The organism is Teredinibacter sp. KSP-S5-2 (assembly GCF_032773895.1).
In the GTDB taxonomy this organism is placed as follows: Bacteria; Pseudomonadota; Gammaproteobacteria; order Pseudomonadales; family Cellvibrionaceae.
The window spans coordinates 4916983-4931422 of sequence record NZ_CP120416.1 but is presented as its reverse complement, the minus strand read 5'-3'; the positions used below and the strand labels follow the sequence as shown (position 1 = coordinate 4931422).

11 protein-coding genes are annotated in these 14440 nt (G+C 44.4%); 7 read left to right on the top strand and 4 right to left on the bottom strand.

Annotated elements, in window-relative coordinates:
- The first annotated feature begins 20 nt into the window (after positions 1 to 20).
- The 6 genes from P5V12_RS21230 (at position 21) to P5V12_RS21205 (ending at position 6554) form a co-directional block, all read left to right on the top strand.
- Positions 21 to 1424 (top strand): sigma-54 dependent transcriptional regulator, encoded by a 1404-nt coding sequence (locus tag P5V12_RS21230; protein WP_316955085.1) that lies wholly within the window; start codon positions 21 to 23, stop codon positions 1422 to 1424.
- A 727-nt stretch (positions 1425 to 2151) separates the two neighbouring features.
- The gene (pcnB, locus tag P5V12_RS21225) at positions 2152 to 3495 is read left to right on the top strand and encodes a polynucleotide adenylyltransferase PcnB (protein WP_316955084.1); all 1344 of its coding nucleotides are present in this window, start codon (positions 2152 to 2154) and stop codon (positions 3493 to 3495) included.
- Complete coding sequence (gene folK, locus P5V12_RS21220; RefSeq protein WP_316955083.1) at positions 3492 to 3980, top strand: 2-amino-4-hydroxy-6-hydroxymethyldihydropteridine diphosphokinase; 489 nt, start codon at positions 3492 to 3494, stop codon at positions 3978 to 3980. Before pcnB ends, folK begins: the two co-directional genes overlap by 4 nt.
- Positions 3981 to 4005: 25 nt before the next feature.
- Positions 4006 to 4695 (top strand): deoxynucleoside kinase, encoded by a 690-nt coding sequence (locus P5V12_RS21215; RefSeq protein WP_316955082.1) that lies wholly within the window; start codon positions 4006 to 4008, stop codon positions 4693 to 4695.
- 34 nt (positions 4696 to 4729) lie between these two features.
- A complete protein-coding gene (gene panB, locus P5V12_RS21210; protein WP_316955081.1) occupies positions 4730 to 5554 on the top strand; it encodes a 3-methyl-2-oxobutanoate hydroxymethyltransferase in 825 nt (274 codons plus the stop codon).
- Positions 5555 to 5645: 91 nt separating this feature from the next.
- Complete coding sequence (locus P5V12_RS21205; RefSeq protein WP_316955080.1) at positions 5646 to 6554, top strand: hypothetical protein; 909 nt, start codon at positions 5646 to 5648, stop codon at positions 6552 to 6554.
- A gap of 23 nt (positions 6555 to 6577) precedes the next feature.
- Here P5V12_RS21205 and P5V12_RS21200 read toward each other — a convergent pair whose 3' ends face one another.
- Together P5V12_RS21200 and P5V12_RS21195 are read right to left on the bottom strand one after the other, a co-directional pair.
- On the bottom strand, positions 6578 to 9004 hold the full coding sequence (locus P5V12_RS21200; RefSeq protein WP_316955079.1) for an EAL domain-containing protein: 2427 nt from the start codon (positions 9002 to 9004) through the stop codon (positions 6578 to 6580).
- 87 nt (positions 9005 to 9091) lie between these two features.
- Positions 9092 to 10030, bottom strand: coding sequence for an alpha/beta hydrolase (locus P5V12_RS21195; protein WP_316955078.1), 939 nt, complete (start codon positions 10028 to 10030; stop codon positions 9092 to 9094).
- A gap of 253 nt (positions 10031 to 10283) precedes the next feature.
- Between P5V12_RS21195 and dxs the strand changes: the two genes are divergently transcribed.
- Positions 10284 to 12209: a 1-deoxy-D-xylulose-5-phosphate synthase gene (gene dxs, locus P5V12_RS21190; RefSeq protein ID WP_316955077.1), complete on the top strand. Its 1926-nt coding sequence runs from the start codon at positions 10284 to 10286 to the stop codon at positions 12207 to 12209.
- Here the strand turns inward: dxs and P5V12_RS21185 are convergent.
- Both P5V12_RS21185 and P5V12_RS21180 read right to left on the bottom strand, forming a co-directional pair.
- Positions 12206 to 13078 (bottom strand): CHAD domain-containing protein, encoded by an 873-nt coding sequence (locus P5V12_RS21185; RefSeq protein ID WP_316955076.1) that lies wholly within the window; start codon positions 13076 to 13078, stop codon positions 12206 to 12208. The genes dxs and P5V12_RS21185 overlap by 4 nt on opposite strands.
- A 28-nt stretch (positions 13079 to 13106) precedes the next feature.
- On the bottom strand, positions 13107 to 14384 hold the full coding sequence (locus P5V12_RS21180; protein WP_316955075.1) for a type IV pili methyl-accepting chemotaxis transducer N-terminal domain-containing protein: 1278 nt from the start codon (positions 14382 to 14384) through the stop codon (positions 13107 to 13109).
- Between the last annotated feature and the right edge of the window lie 56 nt (positions 14385 to 14440).

Sequence of the window (14440 nt, the reverse complement as noted above, 5' to 3'; positions counted from 1 at the left end):
GCATAACGGGCAGTAGATCCATGAGCAATATACTGATTGTTGAAGATGAAGCGATTATTCGCACTGCACTAAGAAAACTTCTTACTCGCAACAAGTTTGATGTAAAGGAAGCTGCTTCTGTTAGCGAAGCAATCAAACACAAACTTGATACCTTTGACCTGATTATCAGCGACTTGCGACTTCCAGGAGCCCCCGGTACAGACCTTATCGGGCTCGCAGGTGATGTCCCTGTACTCATCATGACCAGCTACGCCAGCTTACGCTCGGCCGTAGACTCTATGCGTATGGGCGCTGTCGACTATATCGCCAAGCCTTTTGATCACGATGAAATGCTGGCCGCAGTAAAACGCGTAATAGGTAAAGCAGAAGCTCAATCAGCCAAACTCAAAACCCAACCGGACGAAGTAAACCAATCGGCCATTGAAGGCATGATTGGCTCCAGCCCGGTAATGAAAGAGTTATACGCAAAAATTCATAAGGTCGCCCCGACCAGCGCTACGGTTTTAGTGAACGGTGAAACCGGTACAGGCAAAGAGCTTGTCGCTCATGCGATCCACAATGAAAGCCCTCGTAAAGACAAACCCCTGATCTCGGTTAACTGTGCAGCTATTCCCGAAACCCTGATCGAAGCCGAACTCTTTGGTCATGAAAAAGGTGCTTTTACCGGTGCAGCCTCAACCCGAGAAGGCTTGGTAGCCGCAGCCGATGGCGGCACTCTTTTCCTTGATGAGATTGGAGAACTGCCTCTTGAAGCCCAAGCCCGCTTACTCCGGGTTCTACAAGAAGGCGAAGTACGCCCCATTGGCTCAGTGGAATCCCATAAAGTAGATGTTCGACTTGTCGCGGCAACACATAGAGATCTTTCCAGATTGTCCCGCGAAGGAAAATTCCGTGAAGACCTGTATTTTCGAATCAACGTTGTTCAGCTAAAACTCCCTGCGTTAAGAGACAGAGGCAAAGATATTCTTCTGCTGGCTGAGACCTTTGTTAAGCGGTTTTGCGCCGAAATGCGTAAACCTGCACTTAACCTGACTCCCGAAGCGATACAGGCGATTACCACCTATAGCTGGCCCGGCAACATCCGGGAATTGGAAAATGCCATGCAGCGTTCGGTCATTCTATGCGAAAACGAGACCGAAATTGATCACACACAGCTGGCTATCGACCTCGATTTGGTCAGAGTTCACGAAGACACCACCTCTTTCCAAACCAATCAAGATTCTTCACACACCCTAGCTGATACCCATGAAGATTTATCTCTGGAAGACTACTTCCAGAGGTTCGTTTTAGAACATCAAGATACTATGAGCGAGACAGAATTGGCCAAAAAACTGGGTGTAAGCCGAAAATGCCTGTGGGAAAGAAGGCAACGTTTGGGAATTCCCCGAAAAAAGCCAACACAAACTGCCGGAAATAGAAATTAGCCTTCTTTTTTGTCCTCAGCGCGCAACTTTATGTTAGTGCGCGCTTACCCCGACTACCACATCAGAACTAGACATAAAGTATTAACCCCACCCTTAAGTATGAGTTTTTTCAAACTCAAAACCATGCCTTAAGTTGAAACTTTTTCAAACGTTACCTTGCACAAAGTTTTCTTAATTTGTTACCAATACAATCAAAAAGTAACACTTACCGCCACAGTTGGTAACAAACTTTTAATTGCTATTAAGAATATTAAAATCGCAATTTATGCTAAGCCAATGATATATAAGCTTTTTTTTATATTGGCACGGGGTGTGCAATATTTCGAGCAACATAACAACAATAAAGAATAATAAGAAAAGAAAACATAACGAATAACAACAATAAATAATAAGAACGAACTGAAGTACTAATAATAAGAACAACAAATAATAAGAACAGAAAGCGTATAAAACAGACTTACTTACCTTTGGAGAGGTTGTACCTTCGGTACCTAGCTAGCGGACAAGGAAGTGTCCGGTTAATAACCGGATGATCTGTATTAAAAAGAATAAAAAGAACACCTATTCTTAGCGGGAAAGCCTAACGGCTTTCCCGTTGTAGTATTTGCCCTACCGATATCCCCAAAACAACGAAAGCTACTTGAGCGGCACGTCCTGTGCTAGACTGCGCCCAATCACAAATCAACATCCTCCGCTGACACGGAACGGGAATAGCAACAGATATACTATGCTCAAGCGGCTATTAAAGCTCTTCGACTCACCCGATGGCAAAAAGCGAGTCATCAAAGAGAATCAACACCAGATCCCCCGACAAGATATAAGCCAGGCTGCACTGAAAGTCATACATCAGCTGCAAAATGCCAACCACGCTGCATATCTGGTTGGTGGAGGCGTGCGCGATCTACTGCTGGACGGACATCCCAAGGACTTTGATGTTGCCACTGATGCCACTCCGGAGCAGGTTAGAGAGATCTTCCGCAGCGCACGGATAATAGGCAAACGATTCAAAATCGTCCACGTTCGTTTTGGCCGTGAGATCATTGAAGTCACCACCTTCCGCGGACACCACAATGATGCGGACAGTGATACACAAGCTTCCCAGTCCGATCACGGCGTGATTCTGCGAGACAATGTCTACGGCGATATCGAGTCCGATGCCATTCGCCGGGACTTCACAGTTAACGCTCTCTACTACGACCCCAACACCCGGGAAGTACTGGATTTTACCGGCGGTGCCGCAGACCTCGATAAACGCTTGATACGTATTATTGGCGATCCTGAAACCCGCTACAAAGAAGACCCTGTGCGCATGCTCAGAGCTGTGCGTTTTGCGGCAAAACTGGGCTTCAGGATCGAAACAACAACCGATGCTCCCATCCGCGCTCACGCGGACTATTTGAGCCACATCCCCCCCGCGCGCCTGTTCGAAGAGGTACTCAAGCTCTTTATGGCAGGCTACGCGACAGCCACCTTGAATCTGTTACGCGATTACCACTTATTTGGCTACCTGTTCCCAGGCACAGAGCAACAGCTGGAAAAGGGAGCCGAATATGATATTGAATTTGTTACCCAAGCCCTGATCAATACCGATAAACGTATTCGCCAAAACAAACGTGTTACCCCGGCATTTATCTATGCCGCCATGCTTTGGCCACAGCTGCAGGCAGAAATGCGGGCCCTTAAGGAACACAATATTTCCCCTCAAGAGGCCATGCAACGTGCAGCTCAGGGCATTATTAGCCAACAACTTGGGCATACAGCGATACCCAAGCGTTTTCTGATTGTTGTGCGAGAGATATGGAGCCTGCAACTGCGTCTCCCAAGACGGGACGGAAGAAGAGCCTACGTACTGATGGAACACCCAAGATTCCGCGCGGCCTATGATTTTATGCTGTTACGGGAACAAGCTGGCGAGAAACTCGATGGCTTGGGACTCTGGTGGACTCGTTTCCAGTCTGTAGACAAAGAGGGCAAGGAGAAGCTGATTGCTTCGTTAAAAGGAAAAGGTAAGAAGCGACCCAATAGAAACCGACGTCCCCGCAAAAACCCGACAAACAAAGCAGACTCATGACCAACCGAGTGATATCTTATGTCGGCCTCGGTAGCAATCTTGCTAACCCCTTGGCTCAGGTGGAACAGGCCTGCCAATGCATAGAAGCCATTCAGAGCACACAAGTTCTGTCACGTTCCCCCTGGTATAGCAGTACAGCTGTAGGTCCGGGAGATCAACCGGATTATGTCAATGGCGTCATTAAGATTGAGACCGAACTGTCGGCTGATTCGTTACTGGACGCGTTACAATCCATCGAGAATCAACAAGGCCGAACCAGAGAAATACGCTGGGGAGCAAGAACGCTGGATTTGGACATATTGCTGTACGGCAACTCGATCATAATGAGTGAGCGACTAGAAATACCCCACCCTCGTATAGAAGAACGGAATTTTGTGGTATTTCCACTATACGATTTGGATAGCGAACTTTTACTGCCTGATGGCAGAAAAGTTGCGCAACTAAAACACCAATTAACGTCGGTAGGCATAACCCGACTAACATAAAAAATGCTTTATTGAGAAGACGATTTTGATTGATACCGAAGACCTTCAAATTGATCTTATAGGAAAAGACCTACCCAGATACATCGCAGTCGAAGGCCCCATTGGTGTGGGCAAAACCACTTTGACAAAAAATCTGGCACAAACATTCAACTACGAAACACTATTAGAAAAAGCAGAAGAAAATCCTTTTTTGGAACGGTTTTACGCCGGCGAAAAGAATTCTGCCCTATCTACCCAGCTTTTCTTCTTGTTCCAACGAGTCCAGCAAATTAATGAACTCAGACAGGCAGACTTGTTTGAGCCAGTTCGCGTTGCAGACTTCTTAATTGAAAAAGACCAACTTTTTGCGCAAGTCACTCTGGATGATGACGAACTCAAGCTTTACCAACAGGTCTACGAGCATTTAACTATCAATGCCCCGGTACCGGATCTGGTTATTTATTTACAAGCACCCGCTGACGTGTTGATGGAACGCATTGAGCAACGGGGAATTGCAGCTGAACGTTCCATAGACGGCGATTATTTAATGCAATTGAACGACGCCTATACTCGCTTTTTCCATTACTACGATAGCTCTCCTCTATTAATCGTAAACGCGGCGGAAATTGACTGGGTAAATAACCCGGAAGACTATAAAGCTCTAGTTGAATACATGCTATCTATTAGCAGCGGTCGCCATTATTACAACCCACAACCATCTGCCCTATTAAGTTAGACGCACTTAGCATCCTTCAAGCAGGAGAAAGTAAATGGTTTATGCCTCTCACTCACCGAAACCACTTGAAAAAAGCATCACCAACCTGAAACTTCAGGCAATGAAGGCACAAGGGGAGAAGTTTGTCACGGTTGCACTTTACGATGCCCCCATGGCAGCAATGGCTGAGCGCAGTGGTGTTGAAGTGGTGCTTGTGGGAGACAGCCTCGGCATGACAGTTCTGGGATACGACAGCACCATTCCTGTAACGATGGAGCAAATGATTTACCACATTGAAGCAGTGAGTCGCGGGAATAAAAAATCTTTGATCATGGCCGACTTACCGTTTATGACCTACGCCACACCAACACAAGCAATGGAAAATGCAGCGAGAGCCATGCAGGCTGGTGCACACATGATCAAAATTGAAGGTGGCAGCTGGCTGACAGAAACCATAACCATGTTGGCTGACAGAGGTATACCCGTATGTGCACATATTGGCTTAACGCCACAGTCAGTTAACAAACTGGGTGGGTTTCGAGTGCAGGGCCGCACAGAAGAAAAAGCGCAAGAACTTTTTGACGACGCAAAAAAACTCGAAGCCGCAGGAGCAGATATTTTGTTAATGGAATGCGTTCCAGCCGATCTTGCAAAAAAGATAACTGAAGCGTTAACAATTCCAACCATTGGCATTGGTGCAGGAAGAGATACAGACGCTCAAGTGTTAGTCATCAACGATATTCTGGGCCTTACTCCAATACCGCCAAAGTTTTCAAAAAATTTCTTGGTGGAAACGACAGATATCCCTGGCGCTCTAGCAAAATATGTCGGTGATGTAAAAAACGGTGTGTTCCCTTCTAACGAACATATATTTGAATAGACAGAATTAATAATAAAAATAACAACAAAAACATCAGGAGAATATCGCCAACTGGCGATACGGTTTCTTATATATAAATAACGGAATTATTATGCTTAAAAAAATTGCATTTATCTCTTTAATTATCCCTGCAAGCAGCTGGGCTTATCAGTTTGAAGGAAGCCTTGGGTACACCGAAAGCGAGACGACATACGATTCATACTTTTTAGAGTACAAGAGAGAAACTCGACAATATCTAAGCTCTCTTAGCTATTATTTTTCCCCACTGCATGCGAACCAATACCCTCTGGATAAACTAGCCTTCAGTCAACATGCTTCCAGCCTAAGCATCTATCAGATGCGAGAAGAAACAGAATACGAAGGAGACAATGAGGCAAAAACGGACTACAACGGCGGAGCGCTTCGCGGCGTCTTTGCCAACAACCTGATTTTTTTAGCCGAACAGGACGAGAACGATAGTTCCACCTTCAAGTATGAATCCCTCAGCCTCGGATTAGGTTATTATTTCGCTGACTTACAGGAAGTAAGCGCCATTTACTCAAAGAGTGAAGCGAAATACAAACACAGCCACACCAATAATTATGAAAAAACCTCGTATGCTTTACGCTACGAAGGACTATTTCCAATTGGTAATAGCCAGCATCTGAACATAGATGCAGCATACTCAGAAGATCTGAATAAAGATCTCACTCATCCCCTTTATATTGATGGTGGCGGTGGTGGCAGCCTCATAGATGAGGAAGAAGATGACTTGAATAAAAGCTACTTGATCGCCGCAACCTATTATCCGATCCAAACCTTTGGAGTAGGCGTAAACTACAACCGAACTACAAACAATAATATAGATATCGACAGCTACCAAGCAGAAGCTAAATACTATTTCACGCCAAGCTTTGCACTGAAAATCGAGGCGGAATACCTTTCTGTTACACCCAACAAAGGCAACTATATTGAGACTGAGACAAACTCTTTATCTGCCACAGCTTCGTTCAGATTTTAGCTAAATCAATACGGGCAGGCTATTCACGAGCTTGCCTGCCACTTTCTGAGCCATTGCCTGAATTCTTCCTCGCACATAGGTTCAGCATAGTGATAGCCTTGAGCTTGATCACAACCTAGATCCATTAATGCCTTGGCATGCGCTTCACTTTCCACGCCTTCCGCGATCACACTCCGATCAAATGCCGTGGCCATAGCGAGTATGCTTTTTACAATAGCCAAGCTATCCCGATCCTTTAGCATTTCCTGCACGAACATTCGATCTACTTTTAACTCTTTCACAGGAAGTTCCTTGAGAAAACTCAGCGTCGAGAACCCCGTACCGAAATCATCTAACGAGAACATCAGGCCAATTTTTTCGCATTGTTTTATAACGGTAGCAATACGCTGCGTATCATTCACAGCACTACTCTCCAGAATCTCGATAATGATTTTTCCCGACGGGATACCGTTAAATATTTTTTCCACTTTTTTGTAGAAAGCTGACCCTTCAATACTTTTAGCACTCACATTGACACTTATATTTAAATTGAAACCCTGCTTCAACCAACGATCCAACTGACGTCTAGCCTGATCCATCACCCAGTCATCCAACACAATTGCTAAAGGATCTTCAATAATTGCCGGAATAAAGTAATCTGGAACCAGCAAACCTTTATCTGGATGAACCCAACGAGCTAATGCCTCAACACCAAATACCTCTTTGGTGCGCATATTGATTTTTGGCTGATAATACAAACACATTTCACCTTCCATTAGAGCCCGCTTCATATCCGAGCGAATCTTACCAAAGTCTTTAAGATTTTTTTCTGTCCGGGAGTCAAAGATAGAAATGCGCTTATCGGAACGCAGCTTTGCCTGGTACATTGCCAAGTCGGCTTGACGGATTAAGTGATCCACTTCTACCGGCTCTTGCTGGGGATAATAAGTCACACCAACACTAGCCATAAGAGAAAGTTCGTGCTTACCTATACTAATTGGACGAGAAATACTGTCTAACAACCTGGCTATATATTTTATATGTTCTTTTTTTGATTCAACTCTGGGAATAACAACAAGAAATTGATCACCACCAATACGACCAACAACATCATCTTCGCCAAGCTGGCTCTCAATTTTTCTAGCCAGGGAAGCCAAAACAAGATCACCCTGCTGATGACCATGTAACTCATTAATGTTTTTAAAATTATCAATATCAATATGTAGCAGGGCTAAGGTTGTACTTTCGCGCAAGGCTTTATCCATCGCCATACGCAGTAATTTATCGAAGAAATACCGATTGGGAAGATTGGTTAACGTATCATAATGTGCAATATGCTCTAATTCCTCCTGATGCTTATTTTGCGCAGTAACATCAGTAAGCAACACAACAACATTCGGTATATCTTGATCATCATTGGCAACAAAACTTATCGCAGCGATAACATGCATCAGCGAACGACTTTTGATTCTCATTGTCAGTTCGCCACGCCAGGAATTATTGACCCTGGCTTTTTCGATTGCATCCTCTAACGAACATTGATCCTTTCTCGGATCAACAAACTCATCAAAACATTTCCCGATTAAATCTATTCGATTTAGACAGGTTAAATCCAGACAAGCTTGATTGACATTTTGTATCTCACCATCTAATGCACAAACCAAAATCGCCTCACTGGCATACTCAAATACGACAGAAGCTTGGCGAAGCATTTTTTCCTGTTCAATTTTCTGTGTGACGTCAATGCACGTCAGGTAATAACACGCCCCCAGAGAGGTAATATCCACCACAGAAAAACGGACTTGATAAATAAATCTCTCATTATTCTCATCAAGAACGGAAGCAAAAAAAGGATGTGCACATGCACCTGTTTTAGCTATATCGACAACCTGCTGAAAGTCATCTTCGTTTTCTGGAGATAACAACGTATAGACAGATTTGCCATAAAGACTTTCGACATTTTCATTAAAAAATGCTTTGTTCAAGTAAACGATCTCAAGATCCTGATTTAGCAGGACAATATTATCCGGCGAGCAACTAGCGATTGTGCGAAAAAGTAATTCATTACTCGTTAGTTTCTGTTCCCTTAAAAACTGCTGGCTGATATCCCAATAAACACCCTGAATCCCTATGATATTACCCGCACCATCCCGCATCGGTATTTTGTATATCTCAACGTATTTTACCTGCTGGGTTTTAGTATCCAGATTCTCTTCAATATCGTGGTAAATACTGTTGGAATCGATAACCTTTTGGTCATCTTCACTGTATTTTTTTGCGAATTCTTCAGGGTGAAGATCAAAAGCAGTTTTACCTTCAAGCTCTGACCATTCTTTCTGCAATTGGTCAGTGAATGCCTTATTGGCATAAGTTAACTCACCTGCCAGGTTTACCCGGTAAATAAACAGCGGCAAAGCATCGAGAGTCTCTGTTAAAAATATCGAATCAATTTCCAAGCGACCTCCCAACATTTCGTTACCCTCTTATTTTAGTAAAAACCATTCTATTGTCGTGGCCACCATGTAAATTGAATTTGAAATTAGCGAAGATAAAGATGATTAACGCGACAGCTCTTGAGAAAAATGAAAGATTAGACGATTAACTCGCTTTGAGTGAGAAAGATGAACAAGATGATTGGCACCAGGAATTTTTTCCACCGAAATGCGATTTCCGGTTAACAGTTTTTCCGCGTAATCTGCGTTCATCGGGTCAACCAAATGGTCTTTGGTTCCCTGAACAACCAACATGGGTACTTCAAACCCTGGCCAGTACTGCTCCAGTTTTTTTAGGCTTCGCGACAACCCAAGTACTTCCTCATTGGCTTTGCACAGTGTTTTAGGTACAAGCGAATTAACCCACAACCAACTCAGTACATGGTTATACCAACGTAGTTGCATGCGCTCAGCAGAAAGGTCTCCGGCAATAACAATCACACCATCAACAAGTTCGGGATATTTATACCCTAACAGTGGCGCCAAAGTACCCCCCAACGAATGCCCCACCACCACAAGAGACGAATGCTTTTGACGCAATAGCCTGAGCAACGGAGCAAGATATTCCACCTGCTTTTCCAGGCTATGCTCAGCACCACCGTCAACAAAAGCTGAACCGCCCCAACCAGGTCGATCAATCGCAACCAAGGCCGCTTTGGCCTGCATTTCGGAGTCGTTCATTTGTGGCCCAAACATGGTCCAGTCCCCTGGCGTACCATGAATAAAGACAATAACCAGCTCTTTGTCTGAAGCTGTAGTCACATAATGCAGGCTCATGCTGCCCATTATCTTTTGGTGTGATGTCAAAATCCCGTGATCATATAAACTCTCCGACGTTACTCGGCTGCGCTTAATCTCTTCCGGCATGTAACAGCTGGAAAGAAATACCACACAAGCTATAAGCACAAAACGAACAGGGGATATAGAGAACACAATTAAAACGCCTTCACTCTCAGACCAGAGTTTTTTATACCCGGGGTTGATAATCCCAACTTCTCGACCCACAAAAACACCGATGAAAACCGCAAATCCTAACCGCTAGCTTTAACTGGGAGCCCAATTCGGTGGCTTTGGTTCCAGAACCAGGAGTTTTAACACGCTTAACGCTTTCAAACTCCCCGTGATGACAATACAATAGCCCGTTATCCAACAAGTCCACACTGCCAACATCGACACACGCCATCTGGTGGCATAGGATTAAACGTGCTCATGCCATTAGGAAGTTCGCGTTAAAAAAAGTTATAACGAATTACACGACATGTTTGATCAAATCCCACTAAAGCGCCCAGATACACCGTTATTGGATACTATTAATGATCCTGCGGATTTAAAAAAGCTTGAAGTTGAACAACTTGAAGTACTGGCGCGCGAGCTAAGAGAATATCTGCTTTATTCAGTGGGACAAACGGGTGGGCATTTTGGCGCAGGCCTTGGTGTGGTTGAACTCACCATCGCATTACATTACGTACTTAACACACCTGATGATCGCTTGGTCTGGGACGTAGGCCACCAGACTTACCCTCACAAAATCCTGACCGGTCGGCGCGAAGAATTAACCACCATGCGCCACAAAAACGGCCTGGCGGGCTTCCCAAAACGCTCGGAAAGCCCATATGACACCTTTGGTGTTGGCCACTCCAGCACCTCCATCAGTGCCGCCTTGGGCATGGCCATAGGCAAAGCCCAGGTTGATAGTCAGAATCACTCGGTGGCGGTAATTGGCGATGGGGCTATGACTGCTGGCATGGCCTTTGAAGCACTGAATCACGCTGCCCACGTGGACACCAACATGATGGTGATCCTCAACGATAACAATATGTCGATATCTCCCAATGTTGGCGGCTTGGCAACGTATTTTTCCAAAATATGGGCAAGTAAAACCTACACCGCGCTAAGAGAAGGCAGCAAGCGGGTATTGACCAAAATTCCCCAAGCCTGGGAATTGGCTCGCAAAACTGAAGAGCACATGAAAGGGATGGTTTCTCCCGGAACTCTGTTCGAGGAACTGGGATTTTATTACGTAGGGCCAATTGACGGCCACGATATTGAGCGGTTGGTACACGATATTGGCAATATGCTGGAAATTAAAGGCCCAAAACTTTTACACATAATCACGCGTAAAGGTAAAGGTTATACCCCCGCAGAAGATGATCCCGTTGGTTATCACGCCTTAAATAAAATTGAACCCAATCCTAAAGTTCAAGTTGCTACCGGCCCCAAAAAGAAAAAGTATCAAGATGTATTTGGCGATTGGTTGTGCGATGTCGCACAAGGCGATCCGCACTTAATCGGCATTACACCAGCGATGTGCGAAGGCTCCGGCATGGTCGAATTCGCCGAGCGCTTTCCGGAGCAATACCACGACGTCGCCATAGCCGAACAACACGCCGTTACCCTGGCAGCGGGTTTGGCCTGCGAGGAATTTAAGCCAGTTGTCGCCATATACTCCACGTTTTTACAACGAGCCTACGATCAATTGGTTCATGACGTTGCCCTGCAAGATCTCAATGTGACCTTTGCCATTGATCGCGCTGGCGTGGTTGGTGAAGACGGACCAACCCACGCGGGAAGTTTCGATATTTCCTATCTGCGCTGCATACCCAACATGGTTATAGCCTCGCCCAGTGATGAAAATGAATGCCGTCAGCTTCTCTTCTCTGCATACCATCATCAAGGCCCCGCAGCAGTACGATACCCCAGAGGTACAGGCACAGGACAAACAATCATTGCAGAGAACCTGCAATACCCAGTCGGCAAAGGCAAAGTCATTCGTGAAGGCCAGGGGGTATGCATTCTTAATTTTGGCGTGCTATTGCCAGAAGCATTAAAAGTCGCGGAGCAATACAACTACACGGTGTGCGATATGCGCTGGGTAAAACCGCTTGATGCTGAACTCATTTTGGAAATGGCGGAAAAACACGCTCACATCGTGACACTGGAAGAAAATGCCATTGCAGGGGGCGCAGGTTCAGGAGTCATAGAGTTACTTATGACACAGGGAATAGCATTACCCGTGCTACCCATTGGCCTACCAGACAGCTATCTGGATCATGGTAAACGTGAAGAACTATTGGCAGACGCGGGGCTAGACGTGTCCGGAATTGAAAGCAACATTCAAGGTTGGGTACAAAAAATTCGGATGCGCTTGGCAACAACCCAACCCAGTGCCGCAAATCTGAATTAGTTCATTAAAAAATCAGGCGTTTGAGTTAGAAACTGACGGTATTTTTCTTTGGTATACTCGAAGTCACTTAAATCTTTTTCGCTCAGCGCTTGAATAATGACGGATTCCACTTCGACAGGGAAATTCTTGGTTCTGAATATTTTCTTCACCAATCTGCAGGCAACCGCATTATCATTTAAGTCCCCCAAGCCTCGCTGTAGCCTGGACAACAAATAAAAATATTCGCTTTCCGTTTCAGATAAAATAAATTCCATCACAAAACGCTGGCGTTTTATTTCAATCCTTAATTTATGCCGACGCTTTTCCGACAGTTCATCCAACTTTCTCAACTGAGCCAGTAAATGCCAGTGATTTTCTCTCAACAATTCACATGCAAAATTGCGAGAAGAATCACCATCACCTTTAGTATTAAGGTCAAGCTCATAGGCTCCGCGTTGGGCATTTAAAATTAGTTGGTGATATCTTGCTGATGACAAACATCCGACCATGGATTTTCGTAATTTTTCTGCTTTGCCTTGAACAAAATCCAACACATCATCACAACCACCTCCCGTCAACGCCATCTTCTTGATAGATTCAGCGAGCACCTCAAAATCCCTGACTTTTCCTAAACTGCATCCAATCCAGCGAATATCTTCAAGCAAAGAATTCGGGAAAAGTGTATTCGAATCAACCAAAGCAATGGCAAATCGCAACCGGCGTAAACCAACTCGAAATTGATGAACAGGTTTATTATCACGCCCAAACATCACACCAAGTTCATTATTTTGCATTTGCTGCAAACACTGAAATAACGCCTTGCGTATAGCAAACTTTATCGGGTCAGGAGAGTAGAACAGTATCTTTTTTTGCTTTCCAGGTTTAGCCACAACCGACGTTTCTCAGGAATAACGGAACTTAGCATTTCAAGGTCATAATCCATTTATAGCCACTATCCTGCTTATATTCCACAAATTCACCGGCATAAAAATTAGCAAACCCTTCCAACAGAAGATGTTTAGAATCCTTATGGTCAACATCCAAATACCCAAGCCTTTCCTTTGAAATCAAAACAATTGTCAGAGTATTTGAGTCTTTTCCCGAAGAAAAACTTGCCGTCAAAGCAGCATTCCCACCTTTAACAATACGAACAAGAGTTTTGAGCATGAGTTGTATATGGCTTCTTTCCAGACGCAAAAATTCGCTCACCCCACACTCACCAAGTTCCGTCAAATCGAACCCCATCTCATGGAAAAGTTCACCAAGCTCTGACTGTTTAATCAACCCACCTCTGTCTCTCTCTTCAAGATTGGCGAGCTCGTAAAAATCATCAAGACTGTCCTTCATATAACGACTTCCCTCGTAAATTTTTTCCACCGCAAACCTTTCCCGTTCAGAAAACCGATTTTGATCACGGGCATACAAATAGCTGCAAAAACCATAAATATGATTTAACGAAGTACGAAGAATATGAGAAGTATTTTTCAGGAACTGGCTACGCGTACTGGCCAGCATGACTAACTCTCTTCGATGCAGCTCAATTTTGGCAACATACGCAAGAATCTGCCGGGAAAGGGGGCGAAAGATGAACAGCGCTTCAAACAGCAAAACCAGAAGGGCAAAAACAAACAATGACGATTCAATGGTTTTGATATGCTCCACATCATCTTCAGCCTCTTGCTGCAGAAGTAATACGAGGTCATCCAACTTTTTCAGCAGTCCATCTTCAATCTCACGCAGATCGGTATAGGTCACTTTCAGATTGGTATTATTATCAGACGCCTGCTGCTTAAACGTTTTAATCTGCTGAAAAAAGCTTTGTACCAACTCATTAAAACCGATTTGATCGGAAAAATAATATTCTCTTACACTTTCCGAGCCTTCCGGCAAACCGATAGTTTTATCGCCATTAATTAGTCCAACATGGACCATTTCCATTTCTTTCACCAATTCATCCAATTGGCTCAAGGATAAATCATCATCCGACGATTGATATCGACGCTCTACATCTAAAAATATTTTTTGCGACAACATTCGCTGCCGACCGGCGAGATTAATAATAAGAGATGCGCTTTTGTTGCTTTCCAGAATATTGGCAACAACAAAGAAATTAACGACAATAATAGCTGCCACAAGACTGAGTGCGGCAACATAAAAGAAGGTGATCCAAGAAAGACTAACCGGTCTATTTTTCATGGCATGCGTAATAATGATTACTCTCGCCACAAAAAGTATAGTTGATAGAAAGGGAG